The 23,173-nt window shown below is 42.5% G+C and carries 21 protein-coding genes; 14 read left to right on the top strand and 7 right to left on the bottom strand.

The features are described from left to right. Positions 1-473 precede the first annotated feature (473 nt). Positions 474-1,907: a ribosome biogenesis GTPase Der gene (der, locus tag JMY02_RS12160; RefSeq protein WP_201598683.1), complete on the top strand. Its 1,434-nt coding sequence runs from the start codon at positions 474-476 to the stop codon at positions 1,905-1,907. Between the two features lie 193 nt (positions 1,908-2,100). Continuing rightward, on the top strand, positions 2,101-4,038 hold the full coding sequence (locus tag JMY02_RS12165; protein ID WP_201598685.1) for a sensor histidine kinase: 1,938 nt from the start codon (positions 2,101-2,103) through the stop codon (positions 4,036-4,038). A 197-nt stretch (positions 4,039-4,235) separates the two neighbouring features. Here JMY02_RS12165 and JMY02_RS12170 read toward each other — a convergent pair whose 3' ends face one another. Both JMY02_RS12170 and JMY02_RS12175 read right to left on the bottom strand, forming a co-directional pair. Beyond that, entirely contained in the window at positions 4,236-5,402 is a 1,167-nt protein-coding gene (locus JMY02_RS12170; protein ID WP_021813566.1) for a D-alanyl-D-alanine carboxypeptidase family protein, read from the bottom strand. Positions 5,403-5,838: 436 nt separating this feature from the next. Continuing rightward, entirely contained in the window at positions 5,839-6,273 is a 435-nt protein-coding gene (locus tag JMY02_RS12175) for an MCR_0457 family protein (protein ID WP_201598686.1), read from the bottom strand. 430 nt (positions 6,274-6,703) lie between these two features. On the opposite strand from JMY02_RS12175, the gene surE reads away from it, so the two are divergent. The 12 genes from surE to modB all read left to right on the top strand — a co-directional run bounded on the left by surE (position 6,704) and on the right by modB (position 17,536). Next, entirely contained in the window at positions 6,704-7,555 is an 852-nt protein-coding gene (gene surE, locus JMY02_RS12180; RefSeq protein ID WP_201598689.1) for a 5'/3'-nucleotidase SurE, read from the top strand. 170 nt (positions 7,556-7,725) lie between these two features. Continuing rightward, the gene (locus JMY02_RS12185; RefSeq protein ID WP_201598695.1) at positions 7,726-8,520 is read left to right on the top strand and encodes a peptidoglycan DD-metalloendopeptidase family protein; all 795 of its coding nucleotides are present in this window, start codon (positions 7,726-7,728) and stop codon (positions 8,518-8,520) included. A 96-nt stretch (positions 8,521-8,616) separates the two neighbouring features. Then, positions 8,617-9,921, top strand: coding sequence for a lytic murein transglycosylase (locus JMY02_RS12190; protein ID WP_201598696.1), 1,305 nt, complete (start codon positions 8,617-8,619; stop codon positions 9,919-9,921). Between the two features lie 321 nt (positions 9,922-10,242). After that, positions 10,243-11,538 (top strand): molybdopterin molybdotransferase MoeA, encoded by a 1,296-nt coding sequence (locus tag JMY02_RS12195; protein WP_201598697.1) that lies wholly within the window; start codon positions 10,243-10,245, stop codon positions 11,536-11,538. A 268-nt stretch (positions 11,539-11,806) separates the two neighbouring features. Next, positions 11,807-12,907, top strand: a complete 1,101-nt coding sequence (gene moaA, locus JMY02_RS12200; RefSeq protein ID WP_201598698.1) for a GTP 3',8-cyclase MoaA — start codon at positions 11,807-11,809, stop codon at positions 12,905-12,907. A 91-nt stretch (positions 12,908-12,998) separates the two neighbouring features. Continuing rightward, a complete protein-coding gene (gene moaB / locus JMY02_RS12205) occupies positions 12,999-13,535 on the top strand; it encodes a molybdenum cofactor biosynthesis protein B (RefSeq protein ID WP_201598699.1) in 537 nt (178 codons plus the stop codon). Continuing rightward, on the top strand, positions 13,522-14,223 hold the full coding sequence (mobA, locus tag JMY02_RS12210; RefSeq protein WP_227678511.1) for a molybdenum cofactor guanylyltransferase: 702 nt from the start codon (positions 13,522-13,524) through the stop codon (positions 14,221-14,223). The genes moaB and mobA overlap by 14 nt, the downstream gene beginning before the upstream one ends. A gap of 25 nt (positions 14,224-14,248) precedes the next feature. Continuing rightward, positions 14,249-14,770, top strand: coding sequence for a cyclic pyranopterin monophosphate synthase MoaC (gene moaC, locus JMY02_RS12215; RefSeq protein WP_201598700.1), 522 nt, complete (start codon positions 14,249-14,251; stop codon positions 14,768-14,770). Positions 14,771-15,018: 248 nt separating this feature from the next. Next, positions 15,019-15,300 carry a MoaD/ThiS family protein gene (locus tag JMY02_RS12220; protein ID WP_201598702.1) on the top strand — a complete coding sequence of 94 codons (282 nt, stop codon included), beginning with the start codon at positions 15,019-15,021 and terminating at the stop codon, positions 15,298-15,300. A 160-nt stretch (positions 15,301-15,460) separates the two neighbouring features. Further along, the gene (locus tag JMY02_RS12225) at positions 15,461-15,952 is read left to right on the top strand and encodes a molybdenum cofactor biosynthesis protein MoaE (RefSeq protein ID WP_201598704.1); all 492 of its coding nucleotides are present in this window, start codon (positions 15,461-15,463) and stop codon (positions 15,950-15,952) included. Further along, positions 15,912-16,784, top strand: a complete 873-nt coding sequence (gene modA, locus JMY02_RS12230; protein WP_227678512.1) for a molybdate ABC transporter substrate-binding protein — start codon at positions 15,912-15,914, stop codon at positions 16,782-16,784. Before JMY02_RS12225 ends, modA begins: the two co-directional genes overlap by 41 nt. A gap of 44 nt (positions 16,785-16,828) precedes the next feature. Next, a complete protein-coding gene (modB, locus tag JMY02_RS12235) occupies positions 16,829-17,536 on the top strand; it encodes a molybdate ABC transporter permease subunit (RefSeq protein ID WP_201598712.1) in 708 nt (235 codons plus the stop codon). Between the two features lie 51 nt (positions 17,537-17,587). Here modB and JMY02_RS12240 read toward each other — a convergent pair whose 3' ends face one another. The 5 genes from JMY02_RS12240 to JMY02_RS12260 form a co-directional block, all read right to left on the bottom strand. Then, positions 17,588-18,328: a PAP2 family lipid A phosphatase gene (locus JMY02_RS12240; protein WP_201598720.1), complete on the bottom strand. Its 741-nt coding sequence runs from the start codon at positions 18,326-18,328 to the stop codon at positions 17,588-17,590. Positions 18,329-18,375: 47 nt separating this feature from the next. Next, positions 18,376-18,873, bottom strand: a complete 498-nt coding sequence (locus tag JMY02_RS12245; protein ID WP_201598721.1) for a diacylglycerol kinase — start codon at positions 18,871-18,873, stop codon at positions 18,376-18,378. A 142-nt stretch (positions 18,874-19,015) separates the two neighbouring features. Next, entirely contained in the window at positions 19,016-20,374 is a 1,359-nt protein-coding gene (locus tag JMY02_RS12250; protein ID WP_201598722.1) for a sensor histidine kinase, read from the bottom strand. Between the two features lie 151 nt (positions 20,375-20,525). After that, entirely contained in the window at positions 20,526-21,212 is a 687-nt protein-coding gene (locus tag JMY02_RS12255; RefSeq protein WP_201598723.1) for a response regulator transcription factor, read from the bottom strand. A gap of 45 nt (positions 21,213-21,257) precedes the next feature. Then, positions 21,258-22,946, bottom strand: a complete 1,689-nt coding sequence (locus JMY02_RS12260; protein ID WP_201598724.1) for a phosphoethanolamine transferase — start codon at positions 22,944-22,946, stop codon at positions 21,258-21,260. Between the last annotated feature and the right edge of the window lie 227 nt (positions 22,947-23,173).

Genomic DNA, 23,173 nt, shown 5'->3' on the forward strand with positions numbered 1-23,173 from the left:
GTCAAAATTCTTGTCAATATGTTCATATTCACTGCGAATTTTTCCTTGTTTAGCCGCAATTTATCTCATTTTAATTCTCATAACCTAATGGATGACACGCCCTAGTTACCTATAATCAATCCACTGTAAAATATAAACGCTGCTTGGTCAGCGTTTAGTGCATGGTGTAAACTGCTTGTTTAAATATAAGCTTTCGCGTACTCTATGCGACCGATGCGCTGTCAGCATTAGTTATATTTAGTCCATTCATTTTAAGAAGCATGCCAATTTAATGTGTCTTGCTTATTTTGGATTGACCATACTGCTTATATATAATTTGATCCACCTATTTGCTAATCGTCATATATCTGATTATTATTGTCGCTATCGTTTTATCATTCATTTTATTTTACGGCCAAGTGCAACATGTTCGCTACTGGTTTTATCAGAGTAACTGTACTGTCCGTCATTGTGCCTTTCACTGAGAGTAACCCATGAGTATCAAGCCTGTGGTCGCCTTAATTGGTCGTCCAAACGTCGGTAAATCCACCTTATTTAATCAGTTCACAAAAAGTCGGCAGGCATTGGTCGCTGATTTGTCGGGACTGACTCGTGACCGTCAATACGGCGATGCTACCTATGAAGACAAATCCTTCATCGTGGTCGATACGGGCGGTATTGGTGAGGCGGATGATGGCAATGGCAACATTGATGATTATATGTCTGAGCAATCACATACCGCCATTCATGAAGCGGATATTATTGTATTCGTCGTTGATGCTCGTGCTGGTATGATTGGCGCTGATGCCGAAATCGGTAAGTTTTTGCACACCCTTGGCAAACCCGTCTATGTCGTTGCCAACAAAGTCGATGGTGCCCACGATGCTGCACCTGCTGAGTTTTATGCGTTAGGATTGGGTGAGCCGTATCCGATGGCTGCTAGTCATGGTCGCGGTGTGGGCAATTTGCTGGAAGTGTTGACAGCTGATATGCCTGAGCAAGAGAATATTGTAGAGCCAAGAGGTCTCAAGCTTGCCATCATTGGTCGTCCAAACGTCGGCAAGTCGACACTGGTCAATCGCTTATTAGGTGAAGAGCGAGTGGTGGTTTTTGATATGCCAGGTACCACGCGTGACAGTATCTATATCCCATATCAGCGTGAAGGCAAAGACTACGTATTGATCGATACAGCTGGTGTTCGTCGTCGTGGCAAAATCGATGAAAAAGTAGAAAAGTTCTCGGTCATCAAAACTTTACAAGCGATTGAAGATTCTAACGTGACCGTTATTGTGATTGATGCGCACGAAGGCATTGTCGATCAAGATTTACATATGATTGGTTATGCACTTGATGCAGGTCGCGCGTTGGTGGTGGCAATTAACAAATGGGATGGTCTGACCCAAGATCAAAGAGACTATATCAAAATTGAGATGGATCGCCGCTTCAACTTTATTCCTTATGTGAAAGTACATTTGATATCAGCCCTTCACGGTACGGGTGTCGGTAACTTATATCCCTCTATCTTGCGTGCTTATAAATCGTCAATGTTTGAAGTATCAACCAACCGCTTGACTCAGATTTTACAAGATGCGGTCGCTGCCAATCCGCCACCGACGGTTGCTGGTCGTCGTATTAAGTTGCGCTATGCCCATATCGGTGGTCACAATCCACCTGTGATCGTCATTCATGGTAACCAAACCAGCGCATTGCCTAAGAGCTATCAGCGTTATCTCGAAAACCAATTCCGTCAAGTATTCAAGCTTGAAGGCACGCCGCTCAATGTCATCTTTAAACAGAATGACAATCCGTACGCCAACAAAAGCGATACGCCAACCAAGGCGAAGGCGCAACAGCTGCGTCAACGTGAGCGCAATCGGACACAGAAATTCACGACTAAAGACAAAGATAAAAAATCTCGCAATCGCTAGATGCACGGACTCATCACTTGCTTTATCGTGCTGCCGTATTAGGGCCTGATAAAGCAAGCCTCGTGTTGCTCTTTTATGATGGGTGTCGTAATAATCCTAAAAGAGCGCCTCAAAAATATCCAAATGTTTCCCTTATCACACCTCAAAAATATCTGTAATATAGATAAAAGTTGTCTTGATTCGGTTGGGTGATATGAACAACCATTCCTCTAAAAACATTTCTACGCTTATCTGGCGCTCTGTCATACAGGCCATTATTTTGGCAGTATTGGCAGGTTTTTTCTTGTCTCTCGTTTATAGTTTATTAGATCACTATAAAGAGAAGCGGCGGCATACTCAACAGCTGGCTGCATTATTGGCTATCAGTGCATCAAAGGCCGATAGTGCAGATGTAGTGGCCGAACAAGTCAGGTTTTTGCTAAAGCATGAACCAAGCATTCAAAGTATTTTTTTTTATTCAACCCCCCAACCTCTTGATAATATCAATCAATCAAGGGCGGATTGGAAAAATGCTCTATTCACCAATACAGTCAGCTTTAACTATCCCGTAACCAGCAATTATATCGATGCTGATAGCACACTGGACGCGTTAAATGCAGGTCAGCGCTCTGCCGCTGATCTATCAAGCAGTATCATTGAAGCACCAACTACGAATAGCACAATCCAAAATAGCGCTTTAGTGGGGTATATTAATATCACTTTGGATGTGAATACGCTACGTTTACGTTGGATCCAAAGCAACCTATTATTATGGCTGCTGATTACGGTACTGACGATTTTTTGGGTAATGTATGTTTTGCGCAAACTTAATTGGCCAGTTAGAGATATAGAGGCTTTGACTGAAGTATGTGACACAGTTATAAAAACTCCAGAACTTGAACAACTACCAGTCATCCCACAGCGTTTCAACTTTCAGGAGTTGATGCAGATTAAACGAGCTTTTATCGTTTTATTTAATCGTTTACAGAAAGTCAAAAAAGATTATGAGGCGCTTGCAGCTTTTGAACAACAACTGCATAAAAAAGACATATCGCTTGATGTGCAACTGCATAATTTCCAAAGCATGATAACCCATGAGCTAAAAACCTCACTCAATGCGATTGTGGGCGGCTTGCAGTTGTTAGACCCTGATTCTTTAGATGGAGAGCAAAAAGACGCTGTCCAAATTATTAGCAACGGTAGTGATAAGCTGGTGTTGTCGCTTGAGCAGATTATTCAGTTGAATCAAATACAAAAAGGTCAGATGAGTATCAATTGTAGTGAGTTTAACCCACTACAATTGATTGCCGATCTTTTGGCAAAGTTTGAGCCTATCGCGCAACAAAAAGATCTAGTGTTAATCAGTCAAGTTCATCACATAGACTATAATCTTGAAGGTGATGCAGAAAAAATACAACAAATATTGTCGATACTACTCAGTAACGCGATCAAATTCACGCCAGCGGGACAGATAACTATTACATCGCAATTGACCCATTTTGATAAAAGCAATCGCTGGCAAATTAGTGTGAAAGACACAGGTATTGGTATTGATGATAATCATATCGAGGATATTTTTAATCCGTTCTTTCAAGTCGATTCATCTCAAACCCGTCAGTATGAAGGGTCAGGCGTTGGCTTACCCGTGGTTAAGCAAATTGCTCAGCTCATGGGTGCGACTATAGACGTGGAGAGTACGTTAGGCGTCGGTACGCAGTTCGCGTTGACTATAGCCATGCCGAACCAACATCAGTCTCGACAGCCGCATTTATTGGACAAACTGACCGTCATTTATTATTACTATAATGAGACAGGATTTTTGGCAAATGAGTTGGAGCGTTTAGGCGCGACGGTTCGTTATCACCAGCACGAACAGCCAGTAATAGCAGATATAAATAGAGAAAAAATCGATATGGTGATGTTTGCAGAGGATGTGTCTCCAAACAAAGCAGAGTCATTGGCCAAGCGTATTCGTCGATCTGAAAGTGAGCACCGTGCGCTATTGGTATATTGGTATCCACCCCATCGAGCACGATATGTCAATAGTTTTGAGCATGGTTTGAAAGCAGCAGGTATTGATTATTGTTATAGTGCTACTTATAAAGATAAGGGTTTAAGTGATTTATTAAAGCGTTGGCTGGTATGGACGTGATAGCTTTTATGAAAAGTGCTATTAAACGTGTAATCTGTGATTATTTCATTAACGATGGTTTGGTATAACATGATTTTCTAAGCACGGTATAAATGAGAATGTAGAGTAATACATACAAAAAAGACGCCCAATTTTTAGGCGTCTTTTTTAATAACATACTTGATAGACAGCTCGTTACGAAACGAGTTTTTTACTTTTTAAAATAGGTTTTGTGCCCAGCGTACCACACGTTGCCAAGTGCGGCTCATAAAGCCTGACTGCTCGATATCACTAGTCGCTATAATCGGCACTGACGCGACAGCTTTCCCATCGATAACCGCCATCATTTTGCCAATCTCTTGACCTTTTTTGATAGGCGCTTCTAAGCTTTCAGGAATATCAACCACCGTCGTAATTTTATTTTTTTGCGTTTTGCTGGTTAGGATTTGCAAATTATCACCCGTTACGAGTTCTATTTCATCTGCTTCCCCAAACCATACTGGGATTTTATTAACGAATTGTCCAGCAGGTGCTTTGGTAACGGTCGTGAAATGCCCAAAGCCCCAGTTAAGCAGTTCGCGTGATTGATCTGCACGAGCTTGCTGGCTGTCTGTGCCCATAATGACAGAAATCAAGCGCATACCGTCACGGTCACTTGAAGCAACCAAGCAATAGCCAGCGGCGTCAGTATGGCCTGTTTTTAGACCATCAACTGTAGGGTCGGTAGCGAGTAGAGCGTTACGGTTACCTTGGGTAATACCGTTATAAGTGAACTCTTTTTCTGCATAAAGCTCATAATAATCGCCGCTGTTTTTTATGATAGCGCGGGCAAGCTTGGCCAAATCCAAGGCAGAGGCTTCATGGCCTTCATCAGGCATACCGGTTGAATTGACAAAGTTCGTGTTGTCCATGCCCAGCTTTTCTGCTTGCTCATTCATCAAGATGGCAAACGAAGCCTCACTACCAGCAATATGTTCAGCCATTGCTTTTGAAGCATCATTACCTGATTGGATGATGATACCGCGTAGCATATCGATGACGCTGGCCGTTTTATTGACGGGAACATACATACAAGATTGACTGCTACTACCGCGGCACCAAGCATTTGGACTCATTAATACTTGGTCTTCTTCTTTGAGGTCACCTGATGCTAAGCGCTGCTCAATGATGTAGCTGGTCATCATTTTTGTGAGAGATGCTGGTGGTAGTGACTCATTAGCGTTCTTTTGAGCCAAAATTTCACCAGTATTATAGTCCATCAATACATAGGCGGTATTGTCCATCTCTGGCGGCTGTATGGCTGCGTTTGCCATCACTGCACTCATAGAGATACTCACACCAACTACCAGCTGTACAAACTGTTTTTTTACACGCTTTACTGTCATATATCGTTACACCGCATCATGGAACCAAATGTATCTATCGCTTGTGCGCCGTACTCAATCTCATCCATTATGATAAACGGCAGATCTCAAACATCATGTTTGCAAACACTATGATAATGCAAGCAATGACAGCCAAGCGACAGACATAAAATTAACGCCTTATCTTAGCAAAATGCCAACCGATGGGGAATCGATAAATGCAAAAAAAAGGACGGGACTAAAAATAAAGAGCAATAATATATCAGATGCTTACTCATGTCGGCAGATACTCAGTATTTCGCTCACGACATATGTGCCAGCCATAAAAAAGCTTGCTGTTATCCTGTGATTTAAGACAGGACACCAACAAGCTTTTTATTACAGCAACTCAATAAATCAGATAAAGCTATCTTTTATAAAGTAAGCACAACACCTTAAAACCGATAATACCATCGCATCAATATTCAGCATCTGCTAAATCTTGGCATAGTGCTTTGTTTTCTTGTTTCGAGAATCCCATCGTCCAGCTACGAATGCTTTGGAGTATTTGGCGGTAATCTTGCTGAGTTGACAGGTATTGAATCGCGGCTTTCGGGTCTTCTAAAGACGGCATCAACTCATGAAGCTGTACGGTATAAGATTTATAAAAGCGTTGTTTTTGTTTGCCATTCAGCATTGGTGGACATATTTCTGATAGCACTTGCATCACCGCAATTTCATGTTTGGTTATATTAATACCAGACATGTCTAGGGGTATGGTTGTCGCCGAATCGTTCGCTGCAAGAGAGGCTTGCGACAACATGGCAACAGACGTTATCAATCCTGCAAAACCAACTTTTGATGCGGTTTTTGCTATTACAGAAATTATAGATAATATCGATTGATTTTTCATTCAGCATTACACTCGCTTATCTTTATTTAATGGTGATATGTTAATGGGTAAAAAAACAAAAGTCACATAAAATATTGATTTATGTGTAGATTTCTTGTGAGCCAAAGCTATTTTTTAGCAACATATCAGTAGCATAGACTCATAAGTTACGCCAGCATAAAAGTATAAGTTTATATTGTTGCCTATTGTAACGTGATGCACTATATTTTTGCTTTACAGATGTGATAATGACATTAAAAAATACTGAGTCAAAGAAAATAACGAGCAAATTCTGAGCAAGGAGCTGGGTTCGTGTCAGCATGTTATTGAGGTATAATCGCCCAAAATATAGTTACACTTTAGCTAGCATTTTCGGGTCTGATTATAGCAACTTTATGATAATAAAGTGTATAAGTGGATAGACGGTCATTTATAAGTATATTGAGCAAACATGAAATTTTTAATTAGTAATGATGATGGAGTGTATGCGCCCGGTTTATTGGCATTGTATCAGGCATTGTCTACGATCGGAGAGGTGACGGTGGTTGCGCCAAATAACGAGCAGAGTGGCTGCGCTAGCGCTTTGAGTATCTCAACGCCCTTATACATGCATCAATTGGACTCTGGTTTTGTGGTGGTGAATGGGTCACCAGCTGATTGTATTTATTTGGCGTTACATGAGTTGTATCGTCACACACGTTTTGACTGTGTGATTACGGGGATCAACTCAGGTGCCAATCTCGGTCAAGATGTTTTGTTTTCTGGCACTTTTGGGGCGGCATTGACTGCGCAGCTTTTTGGTATACCGGCTATTGCGACTTCCTTAGTGGGTGGCGGTGTCAAAGGTAAAGCGCAGGAACAAGCCAGTCATTATCGAATAGCGGCAGATGAGATTGTTAAATTATTCACAGAAACACCAGTATTGGATATTTGCAAAAATTTGCCCTATCACGTATTAAACGTTAATATTCCTGATGTTGATAGTGCCAATGATATCAGAGGTCGAAAAATAACCTCTTTGGGGCACAGTCAGATTGCCCGTCCTGTGCATCATATGGTCGATCCACGTGGGCGAGATGCGTATTGGTTGTCGCTGCGCAAGCGTCAGCATGAGATGCCGTTAGACAGTTCACCTGAGCCACTTTTGTCACAACAGGCAGTGCTGGACGCCGCAGGGACTGCATCAGTGCCAGAAATGACGGATTACCAAGCAATAACGGCAGGTTACGTAAGCCTATCACCTGTACGATTGCATCATACGCCAGCTGCCTCGCTGGATAAGCTCGCTGAATTAGCGTTATAAGTTAGCTGCCTTAGAGGTGAGTTGCATTACTGGTCACAACGATGAGAGCCGGTACTTACTATCAGTTTTTTTGATGGTACTTGCCAAATACTAAACGATATAACTGTTAGCAAAATGCTTGTGAGTAACACAAGGAGTTTGTGAGTAACATAGAGAATAGGAAATCTTGTATGAAAAAGCTTATGACTGGATCGCGATTTGTAAAAATGGCATTGATTGGCACTATGACAGCAGCAACGTTAACGATAGTGGGTTGTGCAACGAAACCTACTTATCAGTCACCCAATCAAGCTGGGCCAAAGATTATTACTAATGCTCAAGGTATTCCTAACTATCATCGCGTACAACGCGGGGATACGGTCAGTCAAATTGCTGAGCGCTATCGTATCAATTACCGTCAAATTGGTGCGCTCAATGGCTTAGACAGTAAATATACCATTTATAGCGGTCAATGGCTGAAGCTATGGCAAGGTACCTCCGCGACGAGCGCTAATGATAATCGCTATAATACCGCTTCACCAACAGTGTCACAGCCAACCTATACGCCTCCTGTGACTGGCTCATCAAGCCCTGCATACGAAGTGACTGCCAATGCAACTTCAGGTTATGAATACCCAAGCCGCAACCAAGTGACTCGCAATTTTGATGCCGCTGCTGGCACGATGGGTATGCGGTTTGCTGGTAACGTGGGTGATCCAGTGCTTGCCAGTCAATCTGGAACGGTGCTTTACTCAGGCAATGGTTTGCCAGAATATGGCAACCTCATTATGGTTCGCCATAGCGATAATTATATCACGGCCTATGCTCACAATAGCCAGCTGCTCGTCAAAGAAGGCGACACGGTACAACGAGGTCAGCGTATCGCAAATATGGGCAGCAGTGGCCAAACAGACCAAGTGGGCTTAGAGTTTCAAGTGCGCTTAAATGGCAATCCTATTGATCCACGCGCGGTACTGGGTCGTTAAACCTGAGGCAATTTTTTTATTTGCTTGGCTGCTTTTTTTGCTTTATCAAAACTGCTTTGTTTGAGCGATTTCACTTATTCACACCTGAGACTTTTTATGATGTTAAAAAAACACTATATTGCCCTTTTTCCTGCCCTAGTAATGGTCGGGTGTACGAGCCAACAGGCCATGCAAAAGCAGAGCAAACCTGTTCGTCAAGGCAACGTTGAGATTACGCAAACCCAAACAATCCAAGTGAAACCAACGCCGCGTCCCGTAGTCAAGCCGCAGCCAGTAGCCAAGCCAAGCTATAACAGTTTTTCTGATTGGAAGTCAGACTTTTCTATGCGAGCGATTTCGTCAGGTTACGATGCCGCCACCATTCGCCGTCTTCTCGATTCAGCTTACCTCAATCAGCAGGTTATCTCTTTAGACTCAGGACAGCCAGAATTTTCTAAAATGCCTTGGGAGTATGTTGATTCTGCTGTATCAGACGGTCGAGTAAGCACCGGTAAGCGCAAGTTTGCCGAGCAGCGCGCCTTTTTATCACAGTTAGAATCACAATATGGCGTTAATGCAGAAATAATCGCGGCGATTTGGGGTATGGAATCTTCATACGGTGTGGTGACGGGTAATAGCAGTATTCCAAGCTCTCTTGCAAGTTTGGCTTATGACGGTCGTCGTCAAGAGTTTGCAGAAACCCAGCTATTATCGCTCGCCACATTATTACAGCGTGGAGATGTGTCTTGGTCACAGCTTGATGGCTCTTGGGCGGGCGGCATGGGGCAGACGCAGTTTATCCCTGATACGTGGCTCAAACAAGGCGTAGATGGCGATGGTAACGGTCATCGCAATCCGTGGGCAACGGGTGATGCTTTGGCATCTACTGCCAACTACCTGAGTAACTCAGGCTGGGTTCGTGGTTTAGCACCATTTTATGAAGTGACTGTGCCTGCTTCATTCGATTATTCAGTGGCGGGCAGTAAACAACCTGCGGCTAGATGGGCCGCTTTGGGTGTGGATACGATAGCCGATGTCTACTTGGATGCCAATACACAGATGGAGTTGTGGTTGCCTGCTGGCAAGGACGGTCCAGTGCTACTGCTCAGCCCAAACTTTGATGCCATCAAGGTTTATAACAATTCTTCAAGTTATGCGCTAGGTGTCAGTTTATTGGGTAAAGCACTTGCTGGGCAAGGTGGGTTACAGAAATCATGGCCGCGTTATGAGCGTCCATTGTCGACCGCTCAAGTGCGCAATTTGCAGCAGCGTTTGACCAGCTCAGGTTATGATACAAAGGGCGCCGATGGTATTGTGGGGACTAATACACGCATGGCGTTTCAGCGCTGGCAAGCAGATAATGGCCAAACTCCAGACGGTTTTATCACTCAGCGTAGTGCCTCATCATTAGCATCGTGGTGAAATAGATTTTTGGCATTATTGTTCGGTCATTTATGCTTGTAATGAGCCGTTTTATGTAAGTTTTTTAGCTTCTATTATTGAGACGATCCTCTTAATAAGTACAACAAAAAAGCACCTTGTCGAGGTGCTTTTTTGCTTTATGATATTCTTGCTTTGTTAATATTTACCAAAACTATAAAAAAGAAAACTTACTGTGTCAAACTTTACGATAGGGTATTGGTACAAGAAAATTTATAGTATGAGTGATAAACTCTAGGTAAGGTGTTTTTGAATACGAATAATTAAAACGACTAATAACTAAGACGATTAAAAGAGTGTCCTATGATTACCATGGAAGAATTGCAGTTTGCAATAAAGCAACGTATAGATGACTATAATAATAATGATTTTTCGCTAAAAAAGAGAGTGGTCGCTACCTTTGATTTGCTAGCAAGCCGTAACCAAATATTGGCTCAAGATATCGCTTCACCGTTTGATGTGCCAAGACAAAACGTATCGGCGATGGATGGTTATGCCATTAATCGAGGTAGCGAGCTGGCAAAAGACAGTGTGATCGAAATCATTGGAGAGTCACAAGCGGGTAGTGCTTACACAGGGAAGATGGTAGCGGGGCAGGGCGTACGTATCTTTACCGGCGCAGTGGTACCAGATAGCTGCGATAGCGTTATCATGCAAGAAAACACCAATTTTTCTGAGATTAGAGACACGCTTGATAAATCACAACCTTATTCAATCACCTTAAAACAAGCCGCTCAAATCGATGACAATATCCGTAAACAAGGTGAAGAAATTGAGGCGGGCGAAGCGATTTTGTCAGCAGGAAAACGTCTCAATCCTACGGATATCAGCTTACTGGCAAATTTAGGCGTTAGCCAAGTTAAAGTGTTTGAGCCACTGACCGTAGGCATATTAGCGACGGGTGATGAGCTCGTCGCCATCGGTCATGAGCTGACAAGTTTGGCGCAAATATACAACTCCAATACGCCAACGCTTAAAAGCCTACTGTCACACTTACCGATCAATATCCGCGACTACGGCATCATTCCTGACAATTTAGAGAAGACGATGATCGCTGTGAATGAAGCTATGCAGGATTGCGATGTGCTGATTTCAACGGCTGGAGTATCTGTCGGTGACTATGACTTTTTGACCACAGTCATTGAGCAGCTAGGACAGATCAATCATTATAAAGTGGCGATGAAACCCGGCAAGCCTTTCGTGTTCGGTGAGTTAAATAAAGGAATCGATAAGCCCGTGTTGTACTTTGGGTTACCGGGCAATCCGCTGTCTACGGTAGTTGGCGCATTACAATTTGTGATACCAGCACTGTGGCAGATGTCAGGTGCGACAGTGGCGGAGCAGCCCATACAGCTGAGCCTTAAAGCCGCGCTCATTAATAATATTAAAAAATCAGTCGGGCGTAAAGATTTCCAGCGTGGGTTTTTGTCACAAAACGCAGCAGGTAGTTATCAAGTCGAATGTTTCTCGGGCCAGCAGTCGCATCGAATCAAGCAGCTTAGCCGTGCTAATTGCTTTGTCGTTTTAGACAAAGACAGTGGCAATGTTTCGGCAAACAGTATGGTGACGGTACAACCTTTTCCTTGGTTATACGCGTAATCTATCGTTTGCCAATTTACTATAAGATGACTACAGAAAAACGGAAAACCAACCTTAAAATGGTAGGTTAAACCTGAATAATAAAGTAATGCTGATATAGTCAATCTAGAATGAAAATGGTACATGCGTTCATTATGTTCTACTGGTATAAATTTTCCTCGCTGGCTGTTCGCAAGCGTGACAGATTCTTCATAAAATTCACAACAGCAGAACCGTAACAGTTTTAAAGTGGACCAATTATAACAAGTGATACTAATGGCAATAAGATATGAGTGATGACAACTTTGAAATAGGCAGTGCCCAACGGTATTTGCCTACATCCATGCTTGATACATTCGATGGTTATAGATCGTCGTCTGTAGTCGCGCCTACAGAGCAAGCCGTCCAACACTATGAGCCTTTGACCGACGGATTTGCCCGTCGTCTGACGTATCTGCGTCTATCCATTACTGATTTCTGTAACTTTCGCTGTGAATACTGCCTCCCAAATGGCTACCAAGGCAAGCGCCCTGATGACGAGCTGAGCGTTCCTGAAATTGCCACCTTGATACGTGGGTTTGCTCAAGTAGGCACCAAGAAAGTCAGAATCACTGGCGGTGAACCTTCCATTCGCCGTGATGTCGTCGAAATCATTGAAACCATCAAACAAACCAAAGGCATCGAAACCGTGGCCATGACCAGCAACGGCTATAAGCTTGGCAAACATTTGGTCAGTTGGCAAGCAGCCGGATTGGATCAACTTAACATTAGCATGGACAGCTTTGATGCTGAGACCTTTCACAAAATGACAGGCTTTGATACGTTGCCGCAGTTATTGATGGATATGGACACTCTATTAGCAACCACAGATATCAAACTCAAAATCAACAGCATCTTAATGGCAGAAACCGCCTTTAAAAACCTGATAGATGCCATCGACTACGTGAAAGACAGACCCGTCACTTATCGGTTTATTGAGTTTATGCAGACCAGTGACAACAGTGAGTTGTTTTTTGCCCAGCATGCTCAGTCTGATAGTATCATCGACTATCTACTAGAACATGGCTGGCAGCCACATGAACGAGGCAGCTCTGACGGTCCGGCAGTAGAGTATAGTCATCCGAATTACCTAGGCCGCATCGGTATGATTGCCCCGTATGCCGCGCACTTCTGCGATACGTGTAATCGTCTGCGGGTGAGCAGTCAGGGCAAAGTACATCTGTGTTTGTTCGATCAAGGCAATTATGATATTCGTCAGTATTTACAGCAAAATGATACTGAAGGATTGGTCAATACTTTACACAGTTTTATGCCGATCAAGCCTGAACATCATCATTTGCATGATTCTGATAGTGGCATCATGCACAATTTATCCATCATTGGTGGTTAGGCGGATTGACCAGTCTGATGTTTTATTTTTAGCTATAAAAAACAATAGCCAGCATATTTTTACTGAATAAGAACTCTATCAAGGAAACTTTATGAGCAAGCCCGCTGCAACATTTATCCCTCTTAATATCGCTGTATTGACCGTGTCTGACAGTCGCACGCTCGCAGAGGATACTTCGGGACAATACTTAGCAGATAGCTTAACGGAAGCAGGGCATCATCTAGCAGATCGTAAGTTGATTACCGATGATATTTACCAAATAAGAGCAGTCATCAGTGGTTGGATTGCAGATCCCAGCGTTCATGCGGTAATAACAACTGGTGGTACAGGATTCTTTATCAGGGATAGCATGCCGGAAGCAGTGAAAGTCTTGTTTGATAAGTCCATTGATGGCTTTGGTGAGATGTTTCGGTTAATCTCAAAAGACGAGATTGGCATGTCAACCGTGCAATCAAGAGCAGTTGCTGGCATGGCGAATGGTACGGGTATATTTTGCTTACCGGGTTCCTCTGGTGCTTGCCGTACAGGTTGGACAAAAATCTTAAAAGAGCAGTTTGATAGCCGTACTCGTCCGTGTAATTTTGTACCACATTTTATGGCACAAAATCCTAGCCATGACCATGACTGAATGCTCAATATCTCTAGATAGTTTGGCAGGAGTGGTGATCTTAGCTGGCGGCGCGTCTAGACGAATGGGGATACCCAAAGCGACGCTTATTTTGCCGACAGGCGAGCATTTGCTAGATTATCATGTGCGGCATTCATTGAATTTGAATGTGCCCATTATGATTGCAGACAATGAGCGTGGCTTTGACGTCGATGCAGATCTCATTTTAAACAAGTCACAGTCGCCTGTTTCTTATATTTCTGACTATGGTGCTACTAATAGCGATGAGCAGATTAATACTGGTGGGGCATTGGTTGCGATTGAAGCCGCCTTGCAAGCACTGGTTAAATTGCACGACTCAGGCGCATCAGAAAATAAGCAATCATCGTGGCTGTTGGTTATTAGCTGTGACAGCTTGATACCAGCTACCGAGTTGTGGCAAAAGCTCCAGTCATCCATAACGCAAGCGGCGGATAAACAAGTCATTTGCCTAACAGATAATCGTAATTTATATCCATTGTTAGGTATTTACCGAGTCAGTATTGAACCGGATTTAAGGGCATATATTGATAGTGGTCAGCGTAGAGTCATGTCATTTATCACGCCTATTGGGCAGTCTGTAGCATTTGCAAAACACTGGCAAGACTTGACCAATTTTAATACGCCCACAGATTTTGCACGTGCTTGTGCGTCTTTAAACGATTTATAAAAAGAGTCATCGAGAGAAATTCTACATGAGTATTGATAGTCAAGAAACAAGTAGTCAGAAAATCAATCAATCAGCTTTATCGCATTTAGACAGTAATGGCGATATCACCATGGTTGATGTCAGTGGCAAGACCGCAACGACGCGAGAGGCTACTGCTGTCGGACAAGTCCGCTTTCCTAGCGAGATTTATCAGCAAATCAAAGCCACTGATGGCATGACAAAAAAGGGCAGCATCACCCAAACAGCACACATCGCAGGTATCATGGCCGCCAAGCGGACTCATGAGCTGATTCCACTTTGCCATCCACTGCCGTTAGATAAGATTAGTTTGACTTTTGCTTATGACGATGCTCTTAACAGCATTATCGTCAGTGCTATTGTCAAAGTCACGCATAAGACGGGCGTTGAGATGGAAGCATTAACCGCTGTTAGTGTCGCTTGCTTGACCATTTATGATATGACTAAAGCCTTATCCCATGACATCGTTATTGACGATATCCACCTAGTCAAAAAAACGGGTGGCAAGTCAAATTATCAGCATGCTTAAAGACACAAGGCGCTTCGTTTATAATTAGAAGCACGATGACTATCAAGCTAGGGCGTGTCCTCATTTTAAAAATGGTCATAAAAATGAGATAAATTGCCGTCAAACAAGGAAAATAGCGCAAATAATATCGGGATATTAATCAGCTATTTGACAATGTTTGGCAAAATTTAGCCATTTTTAGCCCATTTAGATACAATCGCTTGAATTGGGGACACGCCCTAGACAGCCTGCAAAAAGCGGAGAGGTTTATGAGTATTACGGAAGCAGACACAACAATCAAATCAACGATGAATATTAACGTCTTATATTTTGCCAGCTTAGCGGATGAAGCCAAATGCCAACAAGAGACAGTCATAGTTCAGCAATCGACGTCACTAACTGACCTTTATGAACAGCTCTGTCAAAAGCATCGTTTTAGCCGTCCGCAGTCAGAGCTAAGAGTGGCGGTGAATGATTATTTTGTAAAATGGACAGATCCCATTGTTGATGGCGATAGTGTGGTGTTTATTACGCCAGTCGCGGGTGGTTAGTTTTAATATACTCAGTGTCAATAAAATCATTAAATAGATAGTTCTATGCTACTGAGACAAATTTTTCTCGCTTGCTGTGCCTTTGCAGACAGAGGCTTCAAAAAATTTATCTCAGTATCACGGTATATGTTAAGCGAATCAACGATCAATAGAGAAAAAAATGACAGATAACGTCCATAGCCATGCCATGACTATCAAGCGTAGTATTGATGAGGTATATGAAATCGCCGCCCGTGATGGCTTTGCGCTATTAGACATTGCCATTGATGAGAGTCGCCTTAAACACACTTTGGACGACGACAGTTGCGGCGCATTTGTGTGTTTTGAAGGCAGAGTACGCAATCATAATAATGCCACGAGCGTTGATCGTTTGACTTACTATGGGTATGAAGATTTGGCTCTCAATCAAGGTCGCGCCATTATAGAAGAAGCCCAAAAGCGTTTTGAGATCACCCATGCCATTGCCATACATCGTATCGGTGCGTTAGAAATTGGAGATGTGGCCATATGGGTTGGTGTGGTTTCTGCCCATCGTTATCCCGCATTTGATGCTTGCCGCTGGATATTAGACACCATTAAAGCAGATATTCCGGTGTGGAAGCAGGAGTATTATGAGGATGATTCCTCTAAATGGCTCAGCAATAATGGGTAAATTAACAGTCGCGTCTATATCTACTTGTCTATTATTGACGTTAAGCGCGTGTATGCCAGAGAGTAGTACTAAAGAATCGACTGCCAAGCCAGCTGAGCAAACCCAAACGCTGCGTATTGCAGCGGCTGCCAATTTATCTGATGTACTGCCAAGTATTATTGATGACTATGAATCTGATAAAAGTATTGCTAAGCAGAACATTGAAGTGACCTATGCGTCATCAGGGAAGTTATACGCGCAAATCAAAGCAGGTGCGCCTTATGATGTGTTTTTGTCTGCCAATCAGGCGTTCCCATCCAAGCTGGCGGCAGAAAGGCCAGCTAATGCTCCTGCCCAAAACAACCTCTCACACAAGCCATTTACTTATACGCAAGGCCAGTTGGCGCTTTACAGTGTTACCAAGTCTTTAGAAGCATTTAATTCTACTAGGTTAAACGACGTATTGACGAGTAGCCCTAACAGTAAAATAGCCATTGCCAATCCTGAACTTGCGCCTTATGGTGCCTCGGCAAAGGCATATTTAGAGTCGCAAAATGCTTATCCTATTTTGAACAAACAAAAACGTTTGATACAAGCAGAAAATATCGGTCAAGCGTTTCAATATGTGCATACTGGCAGTGTCGATTATGGTCTGGTTGCCCAATCACAACTGATAGCGATTAAAGCCAAGCCTGAGCAGTTTATTACTTTAACGCCAGTGTCCTATCCTGCAATTTTACAAGACGGCATCGTAATCAGTGATAGTAGCCTTGCGACAGATTTTACGCATTATCTACGCTCAAATGCAGGGCAACAGCATTTCTTGCAAGCAGGATATTTGCCAGTTCAATAGTCAACGACGCCCTCACCGCAACCAATGAAACGAGCAATGACATTATGATAGACCATTCTCTTATGTCAGATATGCTGAGTCCGTTTTTGGTAAGTATCAAGCTCGCCAGTGTCACTACCTTATGCTTATTATTTTTCGCAACGCCTTTGGCCTATTGGTTGGCCAAACCCAGTCGTACGCAAATTGGGGCACGTCTGAAGGTTCTGCTTATAGGCATCATTGCGATGCCACTCGTGTTGCCTCCTACGGTCATAGGTTTCTATCTGTTGTTATTGTTAAGTCCGAGCGTGGGCATCGGGCAATGGCTGAGCGCGCATAATATCAGTCCATTGATTTTTACTTTTGAAGGTCTCGTCATCGGTTCCATCATTTACTCTTTGCCTTTTTATATACAGCCTGTATATGCCCAGTTTTTGCGCATTCCCCAAAGCGTTATAGAGGTTGCCCATCTCTTAGAACCCAGTTCTTTCAGGCGTTTTATCAGTGTGGCTTTGCCGCAAGCGCGTGTTGGGATTGTGCTGGGTAGCTTGATTAGCTTTGCCCATACGATTGGTGAGTTTGGTGTGGTGCTGATGATAGGGGGCAGTATTTCAGGGGAGACGAAGGTAGTATCGATTGCGATATACGAGCAAGTTGAAGCGTTGAATTATGAGGCGGCGCACCTGATGTCTGGCATTCTCATTATCATGGGAGTCATCATGGTTACATTGATTGCTAGTGTGAGTCGAATGAGTCAGCGTTCGTCAAACTAGGACGTGTACTCATTTGGATCAGTCACTATCACGGCTGACTTTTATCCGTTATTAGTTTCTTATCAATTTCCTCTTAATAACCATTCTTTTGAAAAAAACATGAGCCAATGCGCTCGCTATGCTCAATGACATCAACATTGAGATAAGGGTATGACTAAAAAAATGATCGCCAAAGAGCATTTTATATAGTCCCATGGTCCATCCCAAAGTAGTGACTATTTCAAATATTTGGTAGCGGTATCTTCTTAGCGTTGGTAAAAATACTAAGCCATATAATGAGAATCCTGCACTGGCATGTGCTGCTGGAAAGCACTTGGCTGACGTTTTGGCGACTATATTTTGCCAAAGATTGAGATAAGGTAAATCACCACCAAAAAGTATCAAATGGTTTGGGCAACTCACGTGGGTGAAAGTTTTGAGCATGGCGATAGTAGTCGGTACGATGATAATCACGATTAATAGATAACTGATCTCACGAACGGATAAAGGCAAAATATATCTGCTGAGTCTTGAATGGTTTAATGAAAAGCCAGTATTTAAAGGCATTCTGCATTTAATAACTAAGACAGCTATTAAGTAAATCGCAAATAAGATCAACAGAGCCTTGGGAGCATCATAAAATATGAGTGCATAAGGCTGCGCGCCTTTTTCTAAAAGCCATTGACCGTTCGCATAAAAAAGCTCGCTGATCTGCATATCTAATTGGCTATGCTCAAATGTTAGTGTCGCAATGACGGTTAAACATAGTAGCTTAAGCCAGAGCCAATCGGTTGAGTAATGGTCAAAATGCATTGAGACGCCTTATAAAATGTATTTGGTTACGCACATCTAAGAATGACTCAATGCAAAAGGCTTGAGAGCGCCATTGACCATAAGATAAATACAAGCAGTAATGCCAAAAATTGTGCCGCAGAACCCACATCTTTTGCTATTTTGGCCAGTGGATGTTGCTTCGTTGAGGTATGGTCAACACTGGCTTCTATACCAGTATTGATTAGCTCAACGATTAAGGATAAAAAGGAGGTGGTTATCAGGAGCATTTTTATACTGATAGCGAAAGGCAGGAATAAAGTGCTAGTGAACAATATAAGATTGAGCCAAAGGACTTGTCTAAAAGCCGCCTCGAACTTATAAGCTGCTCGAAACCCATCTATAGAATATCCTGCTGCTTTTATGATGCGAGAAAAACCTGTTTTGCCCTTAGCCTTATTCGCAAAACTATTTGCTGGCAGGAGCGTTTTATAGGCGGTTTGGCTTAAAGCGTCATGGTTATTGTTATTGTTATTGTTATGGTCATGCGATTGGGTTTCAAGATGAATAGGATTGATTTTGTCCATATGGCATTCTCAATAGTCTATTGAATATCAAAGTTCGTGGTAGCTTTTGCATCATTTGAAAACTATGGCAGTAGCGCGCTTTGAGTATAAAACAGGGAGCATTAAGAAATCGTTAAGACAGTATGAGGACACGGCTTATAGGTCATTTATAGTAGATACTAAAAGTACTACCGCCTGACGTATTGGCTTGATGGGTCAGTTGCCAATCCATATGAGCCATGATGCGTTGGACGATGCTCAGACCCAAACCTGTTCCTTCAACTTTATAACCAGCATAATCGTCCGACACTAAGCCTGAGCTTAAATTTGTAGGCAAGTCGGCACGCTGACGCTGTTGATCTAGACGCTCGAATCTCTCATAGAGCAATGGCATCATGGCTTCGGGAATACCAAGACCAGTATCAGTGACGGTGATTTTTTCGGCATCGATACGGACAATGACTTCACCCTCGTCCGTATATTGGAACGCGTTTTTTATTAAATTTCCTAGTGCCATTTTTAGTAGTTCAGGTCGCACGTTTGCAACATACTCTGTTTCAGCGCATACGGTGCAAATCAAGGTTTTATGACGGAGTAAATACTGCAAACGTTCTACTTCAGCTAAAGCGATGCTATTGATAGATGTTTGCGGTGCGTCCAGTTTTTCAGGCGCTCGAGAAAGTAATAATAAAGCGGTGATAATCTCAGATGTCTCTTTTGCGGTGTTGCTGATACGATTGGTAAATTCGCTCAAACGGCTATTGTTTTGTAATTGTGAGGCCAACACTTCTGATGCGCCCATAATAATGGTTAGAGGCGTGCGTAATTCGTGGCTGACATCTCCTGTAAAGAGCTGTTCCCGTTTTAAGTACTGTTCAAGCTTATGGTTTTTCTCATCGATGGCACGTGCCAAGACGCCAACTTCAGAGGGCAGGTGCGTCAATTGGGTCAAATTTTGATGATTGGTTTCGACGGCGTTTTTTAAATCCAGTAAAGGCTTGGTAATTTGCTTGGAGGATAACTGAGAGAATATCGCGGCAATGAGTAAGCTTAAAATGACGGCAACTCTTAAAGCATTGGCAAATATGTCTTCTAATTGCTCAAATATGGTCAACACGGGATAGTTTGCCATCACTATTTCCTTATCTTCTAAGTAAGTCAAAATATAGCTTTGTTTGTCTTGATGATAGATAAAAAAATGAAGGTTGGTTTTGGTTTGACCCGCTTCAGTAGTCACAGTCACAGGTGTTTCTTGGACTGTTTCAGTTGCCATCGTTTTCAAACGCTCAGGCGCACTATCATAAGCGTAGATCTTGATACCTGGCTCTGCCGTATAAATAGGCTGCGTGCCTTCTTTGCCTTGACTGAGCTCTAACTGTTGCAGCAAGCGGGATTTGACCAGTTCTTGCTCTATTCTGACTTCAGCATACATAAAAATACTGATGAAAGTGGTGCAAAGTAACAGGGCAAATAAGAAGTATGAAATCCGAAATTTATTGACAATTGAGTCTACACTAAACATAGCAAATACTTCATGGTGAAAGGCGGGAGATAGAGCAGCAGTCAATAGCAATAAGAGCGCTCAGAGTAGCGTTCAATCGTTTGATGGTACTGATTTAAATATAGTAGAACATCATCAATGGTTGTGCTATTTTTATTTTGGATTGACTCTATCAGACTCTATCGGAATCAATAATTTGGTAACCGATACCTGCCACCGTCATTATCATGGCGTTAGAAAATGGCTTATCGACTTGTGCCCGCACACTATGCATATGGGTTCGTAGCGCATCACTACTCGGAATATCTTCACCCCATACCTTTTCTTCTAGCTCATTTTTGCTAACGATGCGCGGTGACGCACTCATCAGTATTTGCAATATCTTAAATCCAGTGGGTGTCAGTTTTAACGATTGTCCTGCACGTATAACAGTATGCTCTTCAACATTTAAAGACAATCTGCCAACCTCTATACTGTGATCAAAGTGATCGTCTTGATGTCGGCGTATCAGAGCTTTTATACGCGATTCTAATTCAACCAATGAGAACGGTTTTACGAGATAATCATCAGCGCCACTATCGAACCCTGCGACTTTATCCAAAATAGTATCACGCGCTGTCAGCATCAATACGGGAGTTTTATCATGCAGCTCTTCTCTAAGCTTTTTACATAACTTAGTGCCGTCCATACCCGGCAGCATCACATCTAACAATATAACGTCGTAATGATTATTCGATGCCAGTGTCAAACCACTATAGCCATTATGAGCATTATCTAGGGTGAAGCCTTTAGGCTCAAAAAAAGCATAAATATTGGCGACAATATCCGGATTGTCTTCGACGACGAGTATCTTGTACATAAATGTCTCACGCATAAAGGCCAGTAAGATGATGATAAAAAAGATTTACGTAGCACGCTTAAAAAAGGTGGGCGCGGCGGCGACCTCATCAGTAGTAATACCAAAAAAGCTGAGTAAAGTTGGTGTAATAAAGTCATGCGATACTGGCTGATTAATGCGATGAGCAAGATCGTTTTCATCAATGCCATTACCAGTAGGCGACCAGACAATCACAGGTATGTGTTTTTGGGCATTGGGGGCAATACCATAAGGCAAACCATGCAAGTAAATATTGTTTTCACCTAAACTTTCTCCATGATCGCTCATATATACCATAACCACATCATACTCTTGCTCATAAGGTTTTAGCGTATCGATAACGCTATTTAAAAAATAATCGGTATAGCGAATGGCATTGTCATAGCCATTGATGATTGCTTGACTGTCGCATTTGGACAGCTCATTGGTCATACATACCGGTTTGAAATTTTCGAATGCTTTGGGATAACGTTTGTAGTAAGCAGGGCCATGATTGCCCATTTGGTGTAATAAAATAAGTGTATCCTGAGGAGTGCCCTCTAATTGAACGAGTTTGTCAAAACCCTTAAGCATACCAATATCACGGCATTCGCTATCACAAACTGAGTTAAGCTCAGGCGTTTTATAATCCTCAAAAGTCACTCGATCTGCGACGCCTTTAGAGCTAGAATTATTGTCTCGCCAAACGACGTTGACCCCTTGTTTGTGTAAGGTATCAAGTACATTTTCATGGTATTCAGCACTATTGACATCATAATCCTCTCTGTTGGCATAACTGAACATACAAGGCACCGAATAAGCCGTTGATGTTCCGCAAGCAGTCGCATTTTTAAAACTATAAATATTGGGCTGTTTAGCCAGTAGTGGCATGGTATCGCGTGAATAACCATTCAAGTTAATATGATCGGCGCGTACCGTTTCACCTACCACAAATACCATGAGCTTGGGTTTGGCTTGAGCATTACTATTGCTAGCGACGGGCGTTATTCTTTTAGCATCTGTCGCGTGAAGCAGTAAAGTATCCGGACGGTTCAGTGCATCGGCATAGTCGAGACCGAGCTTAACGACAGAATAAACGGGTGTGATTGGATTGGCATAACTTCGGACTATTTTATGTTGCCGAAAAAAGCTGGCATATTGGTCGCCAAAAGGGAGCAGACAAACGGCTATCAGTGCAATCGCTATTATCAAACTGACTGTTTTTTGTAGTATGGCTCGACGCCAAATAGTATGTTTTATACGAATCTTACTAATAACCAACGCGGGTAATATACCCAGCATAAACAGGCGAATAAAAAAGCTTGTCGTCATCAACCCCATCGCTTCTGCTTGATCCGTTTGCAAGCTATTGATGAGCATATTGCGATCGAAAATAGTCCCATAGCCGTCAGTGAAATAGCCACATATTGCCGCAATCAATAACAGAGCAATCAGCACTGGCTTGGCAATTGGCCGATAGCAAAGCAGCTGTAATACCAGCCACATTAGCCCAAAGAGCAAGCCAGTAAGAGAGAGTATAAAGCCAATATTAGTACCAAAAGGATATATGTTTAGCACTTGCTCAAAAAAGCCAATATTGGCGGTGCTGACCAAATATAGGGCAACGATTATGATCAGATAGTTAAGATTGATCTCACGATTATAGAGCTTGCTGATATAAGTTTTATTAGCATTGGCTTTTATTGTGTCGGTAATAAGTACTTGAGAGATTGACATAAGTAGACGTCTCAACAGAGTGGTAAGAACTGTAATTTTTTTACAGTAACAAATGGCCTGTTAAGAAGATGTTAAGGTGATTAGCTTAGATAAAATTTGTACCAGTGCCCATGTGATAATATCGTGTATATGTTATTTTTTATCGATTATAGTTCATATTAATGATGAAACAACTGCATATTATAGGTCTACAACGCATAAAAAAGGTAGTGATAATTCATCTATTA

Source organism: Psychrobacter vallis (assembly GCF_904846715.1).
GTDB classification, from domain to species: Bacteria; Pseudomonadota; Gammaproteobacteria; order Pseudomonadales; family Moraxellaceae; genus Psychrobacter; species Psychrobacter vallis.